12 protein-coding genes are annotated in these 17,164 nt (G+C 72.2%); 8 read left to right on the top strand and 4 right to left on the bottom strand.

Annotation, left to right across the window (positions count from 1 at the left end; genetic code table 11):
• Positions 1-70 precede the first annotated feature (70 nt).
• Positions 71-1,138, top strand: a complete 1,068-nt coding sequence (locus QLQ12_RS42655; protein ID WP_282766773.1) for a hypothetical protein — start codon at positions 71-73, stop codon at positions 1,136-1,138.
• A complete protein-coding gene (locus QLQ12_RS42650; RefSeq protein ID WP_282766772.1) occupies positions 1,135-2,712 on the top strand; it encodes a hypothetical protein in 1,578 nt (525 codons plus the stop codon). Before QLQ12_RS42655 ends, QLQ12_RS42650 begins: the two co-directional genes overlap by 4 nt.
• On the opposite strand, the gene QLQ12_RS42645 is transcribed toward QLQ12_RS42650, so the two are convergent.
• The 3 genes from QLQ12_RS42645 to QLQ12_RS42635 form a co-directional block, all read right to left on the bottom strand.
• Entirely contained in the window at positions 2,705-4,513 is a 1,809-nt protein-coding gene (locus QLQ12_RS42645) for a GAF domain-containing SpoIIE family protein phosphatase (protein ID WP_282766771.1), read from the bottom strand. The two genes, QLQ12_RS42650 and QLQ12_RS42645, sit on opposite strands and share 8 nt — an antisense overlap.
• Positions 4,514-4,758: 245 nt before the next feature.
• Positions 4,759-5,607: a bifunctional DNA primase/polymerase gene (locus tag QLQ12_RS42640; RefSeq protein ID WP_282766770.1), complete on the bottom strand. Its 849-nt coding sequence runs from the start codon at positions 5,605-5,607 to the stop codon at positions 4,759-4,761.
• 57 nt (positions 5,608-5,664) lie between these two features.
• Entirely contained in the window at positions 5,665-6,969 is a 1,305-nt protein-coding gene (locus QLQ12_RS42635; protein ID WP_282766769.1) for an AAA family ATPase, read from the bottom strand.
• A 51-nt stretch (positions 6,970-7,020) separates the two neighbouring features.
• Here QLQ12_RS42635 and QLQ12_RS42630 point away from each other — a divergent pair, with 51 nt between their 5' ends.
• From QLQ12_RS42630 to QLQ12_RS42615, 4 genes are all read left to right on the top strand, one after another.
• Positions 7,021-7,344 carry a hypothetical protein gene (locus tag QLQ12_RS42630; protein WP_282766768.1) on the top strand — a complete coding sequence of 108 codons (324 nt, stop codon included), beginning with the start codon at positions 7,021-7,023 and terminating at the stop codon, positions 7,342-7,344.
• A gap of 82 nt (positions 7,345-7,426) precedes the next feature.
• Positions 7,427-7,813 (top strand): YbaB/EbfC family nucleoid-associated protein, encoded by a 387-nt coding sequence (locus QLQ12_RS42625; RefSeq protein WP_282766767.1) that lies wholly within the window; start codon positions 7,427-7,429, stop codon positions 7,811-7,813.
• A gap of 174 nt (positions 7,814-7,987) precedes the next feature.
• Positions 7,988-8,455, top strand: coding sequence for a hypothetical protein (locus QLQ12_RS42620; protein WP_282766766.1), 468 nt, complete (start codon positions 7,988-7,990; stop codon positions 8,453-8,455).
• A gap of 742 nt (positions 8,456-9,197) precedes the next feature.
• Entirely contained in the window at positions 9,198-9,866 is a 669-nt protein-coding gene (locus tag QLQ12_RS42615) for a hypothetical protein (protein ID WP_282766765.1), read from the top strand.
• A gap of 75 nt (positions 9,867-9,941) precedes the next feature.
• Here QLQ12_RS42615 and QLQ12_RS42610 read toward each other — a convergent pair whose 3' ends face one another.
• Entirely contained in the window at positions 9,942-10,826 is an 885-nt protein-coding gene (locus QLQ12_RS42610; protein ID WP_282766764.1) for a hypothetical protein, read from the bottom strand.
• Between the two features lie 107 nt (positions 10,827-10,933).
• On the opposite strand from QLQ12_RS42610, the gene QLQ12_RS42605 reads away from it, so the two are divergent.
• Positions 10,934-15,157 carry an AAA domain-containing protein gene (locus QLQ12_RS42605; RefSeq protein WP_282766763.1) on the top strand — a complete coding sequence of 1,408 codons (4,224 nt, stop codon included), beginning with the start codon at positions 10,934-10,936 and terminating at the stop codon, positions 15,155-15,157.
• A gap of 316 nt (positions 15,158-15,473) precedes the next feature.
• On the top strand, positions 15,474-17,147 hold the full coding sequence (locus tag QLQ12_RS42600; protein ID WP_282766762.1) for an EAL domain-containing protein: 1,674 nt from the start codon (positions 15,474-15,476) through the stop codon (positions 17,145-17,147).
• The last annotated feature ends 17 nt before the right edge of the window (positions 17,148-17,164 follow it).

Genomic DNA, 17,164 nt, shown 5'->3' with positions numbered 1-17,164 from the left:
TATGTGCGATTTATTCACCTCTCGTGGGTGAATTGCCGCGACCCGCTTGAAGATCTAAAGTCGAGTTCTTATGGAACTCCCGATGGTGCAGAGCACCAGGCTGGACCAGTTGCGCGGCCCCGTCCGGGCCAAGCGCCACAACGCCCGGACCATCGCCGCGCTCACCGGAAACCCCGGCTGCGACCGCCGCGCCGTCCTCGACGCGGCCGGGGTCGACAAGCTGAAACTAGCCGAACAGGTCGGCTTCCCCGGCAGTTTCGGCCAGTCCCGGTTCGCGCTGTCCCGCGGCAACGCCTTCGAAGCCATGCTCAAGGCCGACGACTGCGCGCTCCTGCGCGAGGTTCTCGCCGCCTCCTCCGAGTTGGCCTACCAGGACCTCGGCGCCGACCACGACGACACTCTCGGCGACCGGCACGAACGCACCGTCGAGCTCCTCGCCGGCGCCCGGGCCGCGCTCGTCGACCACCCGCTGCTCACCCTCGACGTCGCGGGCCAGACGGTCTACCTCGAACCCGACCTCATCGCGTGGGCACACCACGGCCGTCTCCAGGTCGTCGAGATCAAATCCTTCGCGATCATCGACGACCAGGCCGAGAGCGCCAAGGTCTCCGGGGCCGCCGTGCAGGCCGCCGTCTACGTCCTCGCCCTGCGCCAACTGCTGGAACGCCTCGGCCGGGACCCGGCGCTGGTCAGCCACGAGGTCGTCCTCGTCTGCCCGGCCGGCTTCAGCCTCCGCCCGGCCGCGGTCGTGCTGGACGTCCGCAAACAGCTCTCCACCCTGCGGCGGCAACTCTCCCGGATGGCGTCGATCTCCGTCCTGATCGACGCTCTCCCGCCCGGGCTCACCTTCGACCTCTCCCTTACCCCGGAACAACTGACGGCCGCGCTCGCCCACGTCGAACCCCGGTACGCCCCGGAGTGCCTCTCCGCCTGCGAACTGTCCGTCTACTGCCGCGACGAGGCCACCGGCAGCACGGCGGCGCTGGGCCGGACCGTCCGGGAGGCGCTCGGCGGCATCGAGACGGTCGGCGAGGTACTGGCGCTGGCCGAGGGGCGGCGCGAACCCTCCGAGGACCAGGCGGAGGCCGCCGCTCTGCTCCGGGCCGCGCTACGGCTGCGGTCCGAGGCCCTTTCTTGAGTACGCTCACCGCGCTCGCCCGGGCGCAGGCGGTCGTCGCCGCGCGGGCCCAGCCGGTCGCGACCGTGCGGCACCTGCACGTGCACGACCATCCGATGGTGCTCATCCCGCTGGCCATGGCCGGCGAGGCCAACGCGCCCCTGGCCGTGATGGCCGGCACCGACCCGGCCCGGCCCCGGCTGCTCACCGTCACGCAGCCGCGCAACCGGGACGACCGGTTCGCCTTCGCCGCGGACCTCGCCGAGATCCTCCTGCCGTACGCCGACTCGTTCACCACCGACACCGAGGACGTCGCGATCGACCGGGGCAAGGACGTCCGGCAGCGATGCGTCGACGCGCCACAGATCTGGGTGCCCAACCCGGGCGGCGTCGACTTCCTGCGGCTCTTCGGCCGGTACACCCGCTTCCTCAAGACCGACGGCGAGTACCCGGTGGTGGCCGCCGTCCCACTGCTGGGGCGCTGGCTGACCTTCTTCGCCAACTCCGCCGAGGTCCCCGGCTCGTCGTTGCTGGTCAACGCGGTGCAGGCGCTCGGGTTGCACTGGGTGACCGGGCAGAGCAGCGCCGAGGACGCCCAGTTCGGCGTGCAACTCGCCTGGATCGAGTCGGGTGCGGCGGCCGCCCGGGAGGCCGAGAAGGGACCGGTCGCCGGCCCCGCCACCGACCCCGACTTCGACAACCGGGTGCTGGCGCCGCTCATCGAACGCGCCGCGCCGGAACTGCCGGCCGTGCTGCACGAGCTGCTGCTGCCGACCTGGGAGCGGATGTGGCGGGCCCTCGCCCTCCTCCGCGGCCTGCCGGTCGGCGAACGGGTCGGCCAGCGCTGGGACGCCGACCGGGACGCCTTCACCGCCTTCAGCCGGCACCTCGCCGAGGGCGGCCCACCGCAACCCCGCCGCGACGGCGCGGTGGCCGCCGCCGCCCGCCTCCAACGGCTGGAGACCGCGGCCGCCCGGTACGCCGTCCAGCGCGCCTTCGACGACCCGCTGGTCCTCGCCGAGTACCGCCTCACCGGCGCGGCCTTCGCCGGGGTGGTCACCCTCGCCAACCCCGACCGGGTCGACGACAGCGGCAAGCGCCCGGTCCTGCGGCCTCGGATCATGGTCCACACCACCGAGCCGGTACGGGTGGAACCCGGCACCTCCCTCACCTCCCCGGCACGGCCGTCCCAGAAGGCCCGGGTGATCTCGGTCAATCCGGCCGGCGACGGCTGGGACGTCCTGCTGGAACTCTCCGGCGGCATGGGACGGAAACTGGTCGCCGAACCGGGCAGTGTGCCCGCCGTGGGGGAGCACCTCACCCTCACCACGCTCACCGAGGCCTACCGTCCGGGCGGGAGCCTCCCCGAACCGGCCGAAACACCCTGGACGCACGGCGGCCCTCCGGTGGTGGCGCCCGCCCCGGATGCCGGCGATCCCGATGCGGCCGCTGTCCCGGATGCCGGCGATCCCGCTGCGGCCGCCGTTCCGGAGACCGCCGCTGTCTCCGGAGACACCGCCGGCCCCGAAGCTCCCGTCACGCCGGAAGCCGCCGCCGGCTCGGACGATGGCGTCTCCGAGGCCGCCGTCAGGTGAGGCGGACCAGCAGGAGGGCGATGTCGTCGCTGCGACGTGGCGCCACCTCCACGAGGCGGTCGCACAGTTCGTCGCCGGGGCGGCCCGCGTGGTCGCGGAGGACCGTGCAGAGCCGCCCGATACCGTCGTCGAGGAGCTGCTCGCGATCCTCCACCAGGCCGTCGGTGTAGAGCACCAGCGTCGAGCCCGCCGGAACGTAACGGTGTGTGGTGGTGCGCGGCTCCCGGGGTGGCAGGCCCAGCAGCGGCTCCGGCGGCACCCACCAGACCTGCACGGTGCCGTCCGGCAGCAACAGCAGGGGCGGCGGATGACCCGCGTTGGCGAAGCCGACCGCGTAGCCGGACCAGGAGCGTCGGACCCGGGCCAGCACCGCCGTCGCGGAGGCCGACACACGCAGGCCGTCCAGCGCCTGGTCGAGGGCGCTGAGCAGCGCGCCCGGCTCCTCGTCACGGCCGTAGGCGTCGCCGCGGACCAGGTTGCGCAACTGGCCCATGGTCGCCGCGGCCTCGATGTCGTGACCGGAGACGTCGCCGACCGCGACCATGACGCTCCCGTCGGGCTGGACGAAGGCGTCGTACCAGTCGCCGCCGACGGCCGCGCCGTCCTGGGCCGGCAGGTAGCGGGCGTGCAGGTCGATCCCCGGGATGGCCGGCAACTCGGTGAGCAGGCTGCGCTGGAGCACCTCGGCGACGTGCCGCTGCTCCCGGTAGAGCCGGCTGTTCTCCACCGCCAGGCCGGCCCGCCGGCCGACCTCGGCGGCCGTCCACTCCTCGGCCCCGGTGAAGGCGCGCCTGTCCAGGCGGTTGACCAGCAGGATCGCGCCCAGGGCGCGGTGCCGCACCGGCGAGATCACCGGCACGATGAGGGCCGCCCCGAAGCCGGCCCGTGTGGTGACCTCGGCCAGCTCGGCGTCGCTGATCCGGCTTCCCAGGTCGGCGGCGCCGTCGGCGGTGCGGACCGTGCGGCGACCGCGGCGGACCGCCTGGAGCATCGCCCGCAGATCGGCTCCGGAGCCGGCGGCCACCTCGGCGAGCCGGGCCATGTCGGCGGCCCGCTCCGGGTCGCGGTGCGCGGCCGAGACGTGCGCCGGGCCGCCCGGGTCGTCGGCGACCGCGACCACGCACCAGTCGGCGAGGGCCGCCGTGACGATGTCGCCGAGGCGGCGCATCGCCTCGTCCACATCCATCGTGGCGGCCAGCGACTCGGTCAGTTCGGCGAGCAGCTCCAGCTGCTGGTGTGCCGACTCCGCGGCGCGGCGGGCCTCCTCCTCGGCGGTCCGGGCGATGCGCAGGCACACTTCCGAGGAGCAGACCTCGGCCAGCTCGCTGAGCAGGGCGATCTCACTCGGTGTCCAGACCCGGGGCTCCAGGTCGATGGCGCAGAGGGTGCCGACGATCAGGCCGTCCGGGTCGGTGATCGGGGCGCCCGCGTAGGCGATGGCGCCGATCTGGCGGATCATCGGGTTGTCGCGCATGCGGGGGTCGTCGCGCACGTCGGAGACGGCCAGCATCTCGCCGGCCACGACGACGTGCCGGCTGAACGAGTGGGTCAGCGGCATCTCCCGCGCGGAGGCCAGCGGATCGGGCACCCCAACCTGGCCGGCCAGGGACTGCCGGTCCTCGTCGACCAGGCAGACCACGCACATCGGCGCGTCGACCAGCTTGTGCACCAGCATCGCGACCCGGTCGAAGGCCTCGTCGGGCACCGGGCCGCCGAGGAGGCGGCGCACCGACCGCAGGCGCCGCGGATCGGACAGCACGCCGAGGACGGCGTCGCCGATCAGGTCCGACTGAAGCACCATCGCCCCCCGCGGTTTCGACCGCCAGGTTACCGGCGGCAGCGCCGGGTGGGCCGTTTGTGCCGTGACCCGATCATCTGTTTCGGCCCGTCCGAACGGACGACCCGACCCCGCAGAACCGTCCTGGCGGACTCGGCACATCCCCCCGCCCACCCGGCCCTGACGATCCGGCCCCGCAGAACCGTCCCCGGCACACCGCGGGCCGGTCCGCCCCCTGGCGAGCCCGGCGCCGGCCGGACCGGTGCGGCTCAGGCGGCGTGCGGTGGCCGATGCCCGAACGGTTGCCGCCGCCCGGCGGTCAGCCCGGAACGGAGGGTGCCGCGGATCTCCGCCCAGCCGAGCCCGGCGTGCCGAGCCGCGGCGGTCAGCTCCCAGCGCACCTCGGACTCGTCCAGCAGGCCCGCGCCGACGAGCCGGCCGAGCGCGAAGGCCGCCCGGTTCAGGGTGTCGTTCCTGGCGCCGACGACGGCGCGGGCGACCCGGTCGGTCTCGGCCTCCAGCGCGGCCTCCGCGTAGCGATCGGGGCGACGGAGCGGGCGAGGCGGCACGGGCGGCGGCGGCGGGCCCGCGATCAGCGCCACCAGCGCCGCCGGGCTCACCGGCAGGGCCACCGCGGGCCGGCGGATCCAGCGGTAGTCGCCACCGCTCACATGCCGTGACGGCGGGGCCAGGACATAGCCACCGCAGCCGCGCCAGTCCAGCCCGGGCAGCAGACGGACCCGGTTGCCGTAGCCGGTCGGGCGGAACCAGAGATGGCGGCCACCCCCGCCGGTGCGCACCTGCGGGCCGGGCGGGACGTCGCCGCCGAGCAGGTGGCGCAACTCGTGCCAGCCCTCCGCCGAGTCGACGTCGGCCACGTCCATCACCACGCCGGTGCGCAGGCCCACATTGGCGTGCGGCCAGAAGGTCCACCACAGCCGGATCTGACGCGGATCGGTGGTGGCCTCGGTCAGGCCGTGCCGGAGCCGGGGATGTTTGCCGGACCGGTCGCATCGGGCTCCTCTGCCGCAGTCACAGACACCACCGGGGCCAGGCGTGTGCACCGGCAGGACGGGAACTCCGTGCCGGGCGTACGCCAGGGCAGCCGTGAGCGACATTAGAACAACCGTACGACAATTCTCCGGCCTCCGGCAGGGGCCGGCGTCCGGGGTGGCTCACCGCCGGTACAGATGGGCGAGCATCGACTGGTTGGCCTCCCAGCCGTCCGGGAACTTCACCGGCACGTTGAGATGCACCGGCTCGGTGGACGGGTGCGCGTCCAGCAGCTCCGCTATGCCGGCCCGGGCTACCACCACACACGCGTGCCGGTGCCGGGAGGTCAGCACGCAGAGCCGCCCCGACTCCAGGTGGAAGGCGGTGGCGTCGCGACGGCCGGAGAGCGGATGCAGTACCACGGTCAGGTCGTACTCCCGGCCCTGCAGCCGGTTGGCGGTGTCGACGGTGACCTCGGCGGCCTCCGGAGGGAGCAGCGAGCGGATCACCGCGACCTGATCGCGGTGGGCGGCGCCGATGGCGATCCGGTCCGGGGTGAGCGGGCCGGACCCCGACTCCGAGGTGGCGACTCCCTCCCTGGTCAGGGCGCGGGCGGCCAGAGTGGCGCAGGCCGCTGCGGCCTCCGCGTCGGTACGCACGGTGAACCGCTCGGCCAGCTCGTGCAGCCCCCACCCCGAGGCGGCGGCGGTGTCCAGCACGGCGTCGAAGGCGTCACGGGCCGGCGCTCCGAAGGCGAGTGTGCGGTCGCCCGGCCCGGTGCCGGACCGGAACCCGGTGAACGGGTAGAACGCCTCCGCCACCACCGGGGCCGCCGACGCCGGTAGCCGCCAGGACACCGGCAGGCGGTGCACCGGCAGGTCCGGGTTGTGCCGCAGCAGCACCGCCACCGCGCTCTGCATCGGATCCCAGGAGAGCCCGATCCACCGCTCCACCTCCACGGTGGAGAACGGGTCCAGCTGGCCGGGGTCACCCACGAACAGCGCCCGCTCGAAGCGCGGCGCGACCCGCAACAGGGCATCCGACCGCATCTGGTACGCCTCGTCGACGATCGCCCACGGCCAGGTGCCCTCGGTGACCGTGGCCCACTTGGCCGCCGTGCCGATGGTGACCGGCGGTGATCCGAGGTCGCCCACCTTGGCCGCCACCCGGCAGGCCGGATGGGCCCGGACCCGGGCCGACGGCTCGTAGTCGACGGCGGACAGCCGGCCCACCCCGATCTCCGGCGAGCGCGCCCCCAGACGCTCGATCAGGTCGTCCACCTGCTCATTGGTCTGCGCCACGATCATCATCGGCGCGCCGGTGGCGGCCAGCACACCGGCCGCCCGCACCACCAGGGTCGACTTCCCGGCGCCGGGGGGCGAGTCGACCACCACCCCGCGATGGTCACCGCTGGTGAGGTCGTCGAGCACGGCGGTGATGACGGCGGCGGCCTCCGCGGCCGGGCTGACGAGCACGTTGGAACCCACCCCGGCACGGTAGCGCCCCGGGCGGGGAGAACCGGTACTCTCCCCTGCGTCATGGGCGCACGTGAATGGTCCTGGCCGCCGGAGAACCTGGCGGCGCTGCGGCTCGGCCGGCGGCTCGGCGTACGGGTGCCCGCCTCGCAACCACACCGATGGTCGTTCGTGCACATCGTCGCGTGCGACTCCGGTTTCGTGGTCGAGCACTGGGAGTTCGAGTCCGACCGTCTGGAGGGCCACGACTACGACCTCGGAGCCGTCCGGCTGCGGCACGCCGAGGCCGCCGACGAGGCCGAACTGCTCGCTGTGCTGCTCGAATGGCGTCTCCCGCCGGACCGTTTCCAGCACTCGTGGGACACCGTCGGCCCCTGCCCGGAGTAGTTATCCACAGGCCGTCCCCACGCCGGCGCCCGTCTCGCTACCGTCTGCCGCGTAGTCATCACGGTGGATGGAGGCGGTCGTTATGTTCGACGGAAAGGGCCTGGACGGGGCGGAGCGACTGATCGGCCAATGGCGTGGAGCCATCGAGGAGCGCGCCGGTCGCGCGCAGGCCCTGGCATCGCGTCTGGCACAGCTCTCGGAGACGGCACGAAGTCCGGACGGCCTGGTCACGGTCACGGTCGGGGCGCGGGGCGACCTGACCGCCCTCGACCTCGGGGAGGGCATCCGGCAGCGGCCCGCGGCGGTCACCGCCCGGGAGATCGTGGCGACCCTGCGGGCGGCCCGCGGCGCGATGACCGGGGCTGTGACGGCCGTGACCGCCGCGACGGTGGGCACGGACAGCGCGGTCGGCCGGGCGGTCGTCGAGACCTACGCCGACCGGCTCGCCGGCGGTGACGGCCGTGGCTGAGCCGGTCCGGCTTCGACGCGGGCGGCCGGCCTGACCGCCGAGACCGTCCGGCGGGGTTGTGCCCGTGCCGCCGGCCATGCCCGGGAGCACGGCTCACCGCTGCCGGAGCGGGTCCGGGTGATCCTGGTCGATGGAACAATGCTGGACATCCCGTAGCCGAGAGGACCGACGTCGTTGTCCACTCAAGAGCACGTCTACTTCCACTCCCTCCGCCCGCCGCCGGACTTCGCCGCCGAGATCGCGCCGGCGGTGGGCCTGACGGTGATCCGCGGCGGGAACGGTGAGACCTTCCTGTCCCGCCCGCTGCCGGAGAGCGGAGCGGTGGGCGGCGAATTGCATGTCAACGATCTCGCCGATCCCGGGGAGCCGTCCTTCCTCGATGTGTTTCCGCTGGTGCTCGATCTCGGGATCACCGCCGGGGACCGGGGGCGTCAGTTGGCCGAGGCCCGGGCGCTTTTCACCGAACTGGCCGGCGTGTGCCCGGTCGCGATCGCCCTGGTGCGTGGTTACGACTTCCTGATGGGAGTCGCCGACCGGGGCACGGGGCTGGTCTGGTTCCCCGAGAACGTCACCCCGTATGCCGAACACCGGGAGACGTGGCTCCCATTTCGGCCGGACCCGATCGCCGGTTCCGGCGGGTAATTGACGTGCCGCCGAAATGTGCGCGGGAAACGTTCGGGCCCGATTGGGCGGTTGCCGGAAATCCGCCGGTGAGCGGCTGTGATACGCCGCTGTCGTGGTATGCGATTTTGAATGCCGCAAATCGCAATTATGGGGTGTATCGGATTCAAGTCGGATCTTGGTCTGGCTGATGATCGCCGATCCCGGCGCGGGGTCGAGGTGCGCGTGACCAGTGTCGGCGCCGAGAGGGTTCGCCTGACGCCATGAGCCAACTGACGGGTATCTGACAGTAGGGTGGCGTCCCCTCGGGGTCATCACTAGGCGTGAACCCCTCTCCGCGCGGCTCCACCTGAAAAGAGACGCGCGTACTGCAATTGGTTGCAGGCCGCCGCCGCCGTGGCGAGTGGTTCGCCCATTGATCCGCTCCTGCGATGAGCTGCTGGTGACGCGGCCTTTGATCACGCCGTGTGAAGCGTTGTTTGTCTAAGTGTCACCACTTGGAAATAACTATCCGCTTCACTATCAGGTACCGGCGAATAGTAGGACGGCCGTGCAACTTGCGCCCATCCTGCTCTGTGCAAGTTGCATCTTCTGCGTCTCGCCGCCGCCGTGCTCCGCTGTTGTGGCTAAGTGTTGATCGACATTGTCGATTTCATTCATGTTCGTTGTTGTGATCTCGTTCCTCCCTCTTCCAGTCGATCATTGGAAGTGCAACTCTTCAAGCCAGCAGTGACGTCGGTATCACGGACGGTGGTGGTGCGGAATGCGTCCAGACGTTCTCGTCGGTCCGAGTGATTGGCTGATCGAGCAGTTCGGCGACAAGGTCGCCGACGAGCTGTGGACCCGGGTGCCGGAAGCCTTGAGTACGGCTATCGACCGCGAGGTTCACGCTCACCCGGCCATGACCCAGACCATGGAACGTGTCCTGGGGAATCCCCGGTGGCCTCTGCCCTACGAGGAGCTCGTGCTCTTCCTGGGCACGCTGCCCGGTGCGGAGATCATCAGCGTCCCGCGCTCGGTCTACCAGCTGGTCCTGATCAACGGGCACGTCGTGGTGCCCTGGTGCTACGGCCAGTCGGCCCGGGTCTCCATGCGCGACGCCGAGGTGGGCCGTTCGTTCGGCCGGCTCGCTCGCGAGTTGCTGCGCCGGTTCGGCCCACCGTGGCGCCGTTCCCCCGTCGAAGCCCCGCTCCCGCTCGACGCCGTCGACGAGCGTGAGGTCGCGAAGATCTGCGGCGTCATCGCGGGGATCGAGCCGAAACCCGAGGTCATCATCGCCGGCTTCGCGGGCGCCCCCAATCTGGGTCTGCTCCGCGCCTGCCTTGGTGAGATCAAGTCGACCGATAACGGGATGCTGAGCTGGAGCCACCTGGACGATCTGCCGCTACCGCCTCCGGTGATCCCGCGTCCCCGCCGCATGCAGTTCCCCTGAGCCACTGGGGAACCACGAGCCGCACATGAATCAGGACCGGCCCACGGCCGGTCCTGATTCATGTGCGGGGAGAACTCAGACGGGCCGCGGCGCGAGGTACGCGGTGGAGAACGGCTCCCGCCGCGACCGCATGTCCGCGTACGCGGTGACCAGCAGGGGCGGCAGCACGAGCCCGGCCGCCAGGGCGTACATCCCGTTCGCGACGGTCGAGCCGACCACACCGGCGGTTCCGCTGATGCCCGCCTCCAGGACGATGCCGACCAGGCCGAGCGCCAGCGCGGCGACCGTGCCGATGCCGAACAGGGTGGCGATACGCGCCACCGAGGTGCCGAGGTCGGCGTGGAAGAGGGAGAAGCACCGGCCGATCCCGGATCCGCGTTCGAGCGTGACCACCACCGGCAGGACCATCACGGCCGCGGCGACGTAGACGATCGGCAGGATGCACGCCAGAACCGCTCCGAGGGCCAGCAGCCCGGCGAGGATTCCCCATCCGATCAGCGCGGGCACGCGGCGCACACCCTCGCGGAGGGCGGTCGGCAGGCTGACCGGTTGCCCGGTGGCGGCGGCGACGACCAGCCGGACGGTGACGGCCGTGGCGATCGTGGACAGCAGGCCGGAGACCAGGAACGCCGCCATGAGCAGAGCCATGGCTCGCAGGTAGCCGTTCATCGGCGGTAGGCCTCCGCCGTTTCGCAGGGCTTCCTGGACCGTCGCGCTCTCCGCGGTGAACATGGTGTTGGCCGGGACGGTCAGCGCGAGGGTGGGCACGATCACGATCGCGTGCAGGATCAGCGAGGGTTTCCACACCTGCTTGGCCAGGGCGATGCCGCGCTGCCACCAGCCCGCGTAATCGGGGCTGACCAGCGGATCGGCCGGCATGCCGTAGAACGCCGGCGGCATCCCCGGTTGACCGGGCCAGTGATGCCCGTTCCCGTCCACGTTCGCCCATCCCTGATTCACGTACGTCCCCAAGACCGTCGATGCAAGATCAGCGGGGCCACCCTAGCGGTTGCCGGGGTTGCGCGCCGCCCCCGAGCAGCACCGACGCCACGCCCTAGACTCCTGAAATGGCCGAGCAGCGGGAATCGCCCACGACGATCCGCGATCGGGCCGTGGCGGTCGCCGACTACCTACTCGCCGTCCGGGCGCAGATGGATCGCCCGGCCCGCACCGTGCCGTCCGATGCGCACTGGCTGCACGCGCTGCCCGGACATCCCGGCTGCCAGAGCGGTCCCGGCGCCGACGGCGCCTCCTGGCTGCGCGTCGGCCGTCCTGAGATGCCGGCGCCGGTCGCCGTTCCGCCGGGCCTGCGCCGCCGGCTGCGGGGCGAGGTGACCGCCACCGACGAGCCGCGGGCCGAGGCGGCGGGCGACGACTTCGAGACCTGGCGCGACGAGATGTGGCGGCCCTGGGCGCTGGCGACCGCGGCCGCCGAGCAGACCCGTGACCTGCACCGTCGTCTCTTCGACCGGATGCACCAGGTCGACATGGCGGCCGCCACCACCGAGCTGGTCTGGGGCCACGGCATCGTGGAGACCACGGTCGACGGCGCCCGGGTCCGTTACCCGCTGGTCGCCACCCCGGTGCTGATCGAGTACGACGCCGACAGCGCCCTGATCACCGTCTCCCCGGCGGGCCCGTCCCGGCTCCAGGTGGAGGCTCTGGCCGGGCTCGACGAGCGGCACCTCGCCCAGCTCGCCGCCCTGGCCGGCCCGGGTGGCGCGGTCGAGGTCGACCTGTGGGACGACGCCGGCCGGCGTGACTTCTTCGGCCGTGCCCTGTCCCGGCTCGGGTTCGACCGGGTGATCGTCGGCGACACCGAGGAGAAGCCCCGCGCCGAGGCGTTCCTGCGGGATGTCGCCGTGCTCTTCGCCCGTCCCCGGCAACGTCAGCTCCGCGGCTTCCTGGAGAACATGCGGGACAGGCTGACCGGCGGCGATCCCGGTGGCGTCGGCTCTCTCGCCGCGATCGTCGCGCACGAGCCGAGCAGGCTGCTGATGCCCGACGACAAGCCGGAGAGCTGGGAGCGGGTGGGGGAGCGGCTGCTCATGCCGCTGCCGACGAACGAGGCACAGGAGTCGATCGCCCGCCGGCTCGCGCACCACCGGAACGTGGCGGTGCAGGGGCCGCCGGGCACCGGCAAGACGCACACCATCCGCAACCTGATCTGTCATCTGATGGCGAACGGCAAGCGGGTTCTGGTGGTCGCGCAGAAGGAGGAGCCGCTCCGGGTGCTGCGCGACGGCCTGCCCGAGGAGGTCCAGGCGCTCTGCCTCACGGTGCTCGGGCGGACCACGGACCAGCTCGTGCAGTTGCAGCTGGCGGCTCGGGAACTCTCCGACCGGGCCGCGACGCTCGACTCCGAGGCCGAGGCACGCCGGGTGGACCGGCTCACCCGCAACCTCGAGGAGGCGGAGCGCGAGCTGTCCGCGGCGATGGCGGGACTGCGGCTGATCGCCGAGAGCGAGGCTCAGACGTACCAGATCGGTGGGGTCGCTCTTCTTCCCGCCGAGGTCGGCGGGTGGCTGCGGGAGCGCGCCGCCACGCACGGTGGCATCCCGGACCCGGTCACCGGGCCGCCGCCGCTGACCATCGAGGAATTCGCCACGCTGCTGAAACTCGCCTCCCGGCTGTCGCCGGAGGATCGGGCCGCCGCGATGCGGCCGTTGCCGGAGATCTCCGATCTTCCGGACGCCGCCGCCGCGGCGGCGGCGCGGGAGAGGATCGCCAAGGCCGAGGAGCGCCTGTCGCTGCTCGCTGACCAGGGCGTCGACATGGATGCGGTACGCGCTGAGCGCCGTTCCGGCATGACCGAGCTGTTGACCGAGCTCCGCGAGGCGGTGGCCTGGCTGCGCCGGCGCGAGGGCACCTGGACCGACCGGCTGGGCCGGTTGCTCGACGACACGCACTGGCGCACCCTGTGGAACGACCAGGTGGTGACCACCGAGACTCTGTTCGCTGAGCTGGCGGTGCTGGCCCGTGAGGTGACCGGCCACCGGATCTCGGTGCCCGAGCCGATTCTGGCCGAGCCGAAACTGCTGCTCACCCGCCTGACCGAGATCCGCGGCCGGTTCGCGGCCGGCCGGGGCCTGAGCCGGTTGCTGCAGTCCGGCCTGTACCGGCTGGCCGACGAGGTCCGGGTCGACGGCGAGCCGCTGCGCACGGTCGGCGACGTCGATCTGGTGATCTCCGGGGTCCGCCGCGCGCAGGCCCGTCGCCGGCTGGGCGATGCCTGGCGGGAGTGGGTCGAGCGGCTGGCCGTTCCGGAACCGCCGGGTGGCTGGGGTGATCCGGAGGTCTGGGCCGGTGGCCTGCTCGCCGAGGCGAACCAGTCCCTCGATTTCGACCTGAACCGCTGGCCGCCGCTGGCCCGCCGGGTCGCCGCGCTGATGCCGCAGCGTGAGCTGGTGGTGGACGCCGCCACGCTGGCCGGGGTGGCCGAGGTGCTGGAGGCCGCGTCCGAGGTGTTCGGGTGCGAGAAGGCACAGGCCGTGGAGAGGGCCGTGGCCGAGCGGGTCGCGCCCTGGCCCGGTTTGAGCGAGGCCTGGAAGTCCCTGGACGGCTGGGACGCGGCGGTCGGCGAGGTGCGCCGGGTGGCGCTGCTCCAGCCGGACGTGATGCGGTTCCACGCCGCCCACGACCGGCTCGCGGTGACCGCGCCGGAGTGGGCCGCGCTGATCGCGGCCGGGGAGTACCCGGTGGTCTCCGGGCAAGCGTGTCTGGAGGCCTGGGAGTGGCGGCGCGCGCAGACCTGGTTCGACCAGGTGGTCGGCGACGTCGACCCGGCCGTGCTGGCCCGCCGGGTGGAGCGTGCCCGTGACCGGATCCGGCGGCTGACCAGCGAACTGGTGGTGGCCTCGGCGTGGCTGGAGGTGTCCCGGGCGCTCGACGACCGGCGCCGGGCCGCGCTGGCCGACTGGACCACCGCCCTCCGCAAGATCGGCAAGGGAACCGGGCGGGGTGCGGCGACCTGGCAGGCCCACGCGCAGCGGGCGATGGAGTCGGCGGTCACCGCCGTACCGGTCTGGGTCATGTCGGTGGACCGGGCGATCGAGCAGTTCGCCGGGGGCGCCAGGTTCGACGTGGTGATCGTCGACGAGGCGTCGCAGGCCGACCTGTTCGCCCTGCCGGTGCTGTCGCTGGCCGAGCGGGCCGTGGTGGTCGGCGACGACCAGCAGATCGGCCCGCAGCTCGGCTTCGTCGGCTCGGTCACCGCCCTGATCCGGCGGCACCTGAACGGCGTGCCGTCGGCGGAGCACTTCGACCCGGAGTCCTCGCTCTACGACCACGCGGTCCGCCGTTCGCCGGAGCGGATCCTGCTGACCGAGCACTTCCGTTGCGTGCCGCAGATCATCGAGTTCTCGTCGCGGCACTACTACGACGGCAAGATCAGGCCGTTGCGGGCGGACCGGCCGTCCCTGCCGCCGATCCAGACGGTGTTCTGCGAGGCGGGGGTGCGGCAGCCGCTCGCCGGGTTCGGCGACGTGAACCTGGAGGAGGCCACGGCGCTGGTCGAGCGGGTCACCAAGATCGTCGCGGACCCCCGGTACGACGGCCGGACGCTCGGCGTGATCAGCCTGCTGAGCAGCAGCGGGCAGGCCGCCTATCTGATGGAACAGCTGCGTGAGGCGATCGGCGAGGACGAGATCCAGGGGCGGCGGCTGCGGGTCGGCGACGCGTACACGTTCCAGGGCGACGAGCGGGACGTCGTGCTGATCTCGACGGTGGTCTCGGAGAAGGATCCGCGGATCGCGGCGTTCACCAAGCGCGACTACCACCGGCGGATCAACGTGGCCGCGTCCCGGGCTCGCGATCAGCTCTGGATCTTCCACTCGGTGCGGCCGGGTGCGCTGCTCGCCGACGACGCCCGGGGCCGGCTCCTGGCGTACGCCATCGATCAGCGGGCCGAGGTCAACGCGGTGGACCCGGCCGTCCACTGCGAGAGCGACTTCGAGCGGGATGTGCTGAAACTGCTGGTGGGCCGTGGCTACCGGCCGGTCCCGCAGTTCCGGATCGGCGGTTACCGGATCGATTTCGTGCTGAACGCGCCGGACGGCCGGCGGCTCGCGATCGAGTGTGACGGCGACGCCTATCAGGGCCCGGACCAGTGGGAGAGCGACATGCGCCGGCAGTCGGTGCTGGAGCGGGTCGGCAACTGCGTGTTCGTGCGGATCCGCGGCAGCGTCTTCGCCCGTGAGCCGGAGGTGGCGATGCGGCCGGTCTGGCAGCGCATCGGTGAGCTGGAGATCACCACGGTCGACGGCGCCCTGATGTCACCCACCGCGCATTGACGGATGCTCTGGGTGCATGTGGACGGTCGGAAGCGGGTAGGGAAATGCGGAAGGTTCCACCCCAAATACGTGTAGTGACTGTCCGTCATGGAGTGACTCGGGTAATTCGACGCAAATGTAGGGTAACGAGGTCATCCATTCGGTTGTTTCGGCACTCTGGATGGGCGATAATTCCCTGCTCCTAGCCTTGCCCGCGGATTCGGTGAAAGTTTGACGCTTGCGTCCACTGTTACTACAGCCCCGTGACGGGTCGTAATAGGTGAGGGGTCTTGGTGGCGAGGGAAGCAGCCGTGCGCGAGGGGGGAGGTGGCGGTCTATGACGGTGCCCGAAGAACGGGAGCGCCTGACTTCCGTGTCGCCGCACACCCTTCCGGAGCCACGGCAGCCGGCCGACGACCGGGCCGCCTGGTTCACGTACACCGCCGCCGGTGATCAGATCGTCTGGTCGCCCGGATTCTCCGCCATGGTCGGCCGCGCCCCCGCCGAGAAGGGGGTGACCCGGCAGATCCTCGCCCGCCACGTGCACCGCGACGACCACGCCAAGGCGCTCGGCGCCATCACCGAGGCCTGGGCCAGCCGGACGACCGTGCACATCACGGTCCGGCTGATGCGTGCCGACGGCGGCTGGTTCGACGCCGACTGCACCCTGGAACCGATGGCCGGCCCGGACGGCGCGGTTCGCGGCATCCGCGGCACGGTCCGCGACGTCTCGGCCCGCGAGCGGGCCCGCCGCGAGTCCGCCCGCCTCACCCGCCGCGGCGAGACCGTCCAGGCGTCCCTGGTGGAGCCGGACCCGGCGACCGGCCTGCTGATCCGGGCCCGGTTCGCCGACGAGATCGACCGCGCGCTGCGCGGCGCGGGCGGCGCCCTGCTGCTGGTCCGGGTCCAGGCCGAAGAAACCGCCGAGGGGGTACGACCCGAGCACAACGCCGACCTGCTGCACCGCGTGGCCCGGGTGGTGGAGGAGAGCGTCCGCCCGGAGCACCTGCTCGGCCGGGTCGGACCGAACGAGATCGCCGTGCTCTTCGCCCGCACCACCTGGCGCGCGGCCCGGGACCAGGCCCGCGAGTTGGTGGCGGCGCTGCGCGAACACGCCTGCTGCTGGGGTGGCCTGGTCCGGTTCGAGCGCGACGCCGAGGCCGGCAGCCACGGCCTGCTGATCGACGCCGAGCAGGCGTGGCGGCAGTCCCGCGACGCGGACCGCCCGATCACCCTGGTCGCCCACCCCGTCCCGGTCCGCGACCGGCAGGGCTCCTACCGCACCCGGGTCGCGGACGCGCTCGGCACCGATCGGTTCACCCTCTACTCACAGCCGATCCTGGAGTTGCAGAGCAACAAGGTGACCCGGCACGAGCTGCTGCTGCGGGTGCTCGACGAGACCGACGGGCCGCAGTCGCCGATCCAGGTGCTGGACACCGCGGAGCGGCTGGACGCGATCTTCGACATCGACCTCTGGGTGGTGGAGCGGGCCATGCGGCTCGCCGCCGAGCAGCCCGGGCTCTGCCTTCAGGTCAACCTCTCCGGCCGCTCGGTCGGTGACCCGCGCCTCACCACCGAGGTCGAGAAGCTGCTGGAGCGTTACCGGGTGGACCCGGCGCAGCTCACCTTCGAGATCACCGAGACGGCGCTGATCGGCAACCTCAGCGAGGCCCGGCGCTTCGCCGACCGGGTCCGCGACCTCGGCTGCGGCCTGGCCCTCGACGACTTCGGCTCCGGGTACGCGTCCTTCCGGTACCTGCGGCTCTTCCCGATCGACCTCGTCAAGATCGACGGGGAGTACGTGGTCGATCTCGTCGACAACCCGCAGGACCAGGTGCTGGTGCGGGCGCTCGTGCAGGTCTGCCAGGCGTACGGCATCCACACGGTGGCCGAGTTCGTGCAGGACGAGGCGACCCTGCGGATGCTGCGTGAGCTGGGCGTCGACTACGTGCAGGGCTATCTGATCGGTCGTCCGGCGCCGGTGCTGCCGGGCGGGTTGCGAAGCCTCTGACCTGGGTACCGTCCCTG

The sequence above is a fragment of the Actinoplanes sandaracinus genome (genome assembly GCF_030009775.1).
GTDB classification, from domain to species: domain Bacteria; phylum Actinomycetota; class Actinomycetes; order Mycobacteriales; family Micromonosporaceae; genus Actinoplanes; species Actinoplanes sandaracinus.
The sequence above is the reverse complement of the archived record's forward strand: the minus strand, read 5'-3'. Positions and strand labels throughout refer to the sequence as shown.

Bases quoted from the DNA above. Each gene is read 5' to 3' on its own strand.
- QLQ12_RS42655 (WP_282766773.1), top strand. From the start codon at position 71: ATGGAACTCCCGATGGTGCAGAGCACCAGGCTGGACCAGTTGCGCGGC.
- QLQ12_RS42645 (WP_282766771.1), bottom strand. From the start codon at position 4,513: ATGGTGCTTCAGTCGGACCTGATCGGCGACGCCGTCCTCGGCGTGCTG.
- QLQ12_RS42640 (WP_282766770.1), bottom strand. From the start codon at position 5,607: ATGTCGCTCACGGCTGCCCTGGCGTACGCCCGGCACGGAGTTCCCGTC.
- QLQ12_RS42630 (WP_282766768.1), top strand. From the start codon at position 7,021: ATGGGCGCACGTGAATGGTCCTGGCCGCCGGAGAACCTGGCGGCGCTG.
- QLQ12_RS42625 (WP_282766767.1), top strand. From the start codon at position 7,427: ATGTTCGACGGAAAGGGCCTGGACGGGGCGGAGCGACTGATCGGCCAA.
- QLQ12_RS42615 (WP_282766765.1), top strand. From the start codon at position 9,198: ATGCGTCCAGACGTTCTCGTCGGTCCGAGTGATTGGCTGATCGAGCAG.
- QLQ12_RS42605 (WP_282766763.1), top strand. From the start codon at position 10,934: ATGGCCGAGCAGCGGGAATCGCCCACGACGATCCGCGATCGGGCCGTG.
- QLQ12_RS42600 (WP_282766762.1), top strand. From the start codon at position 15,474: ATGACGGTGCCCGAAGAACGGGAGCGCCTGACTTCCGTGTCGCCGCAC.